The organism is Nocardioides malaquae (genome assembly GCF_015070385.1).
Lineage (GTDB): Bacteria > Actinomycetota > Actinomycetes > Propionibacteriales > Nocardioidaceae > Nocardioides > Nocardioides malaquae.
Map to the genome: position 1 here is coordinate 1 of NZ_JADCSA010000389.1, position 272 is coordinate 272.

1 protein-coding gene is annotated in these 272 nt (G+C 37.9%); it reads left to right on the plus strand.

Annotated elements, in window-relative coordinates; genetic code table 11:
- On the plus strand, positions 1-272 hold a 272-nt coding region (locus IEQ44_RS18590), incomplete at both ends, for a 4Fe-4S dicluster domain-containing protein (RefSeq protein ID WP_193639418.1).

Below are 272 nucleotides of genomic sequence, written 5' to 3' on the forward strand. Positions count from 1 at the left end.
CGGCGTATTCTATTTTGTGTTTGCTTGGTTTAGAGAACAAGTATGCATAATTGCTTGCCCTTACGGAAGGCTTCAAAGTGTACTTTTAGACAATAAATCTATTGTAGTAGCCTACGACCATAAAAGAGGCGAAGGCAAAAATGGTAGGAAAAAATTCAGAAAAAATGAAAACAGAAACGCTTTAGGTCATGGCGATTGTATAGATTGTTTACAATGTGTAAATGTTTGCCCTACAGGTATCGATATTCGTAATGGCACGCAGTTAGAGTGCG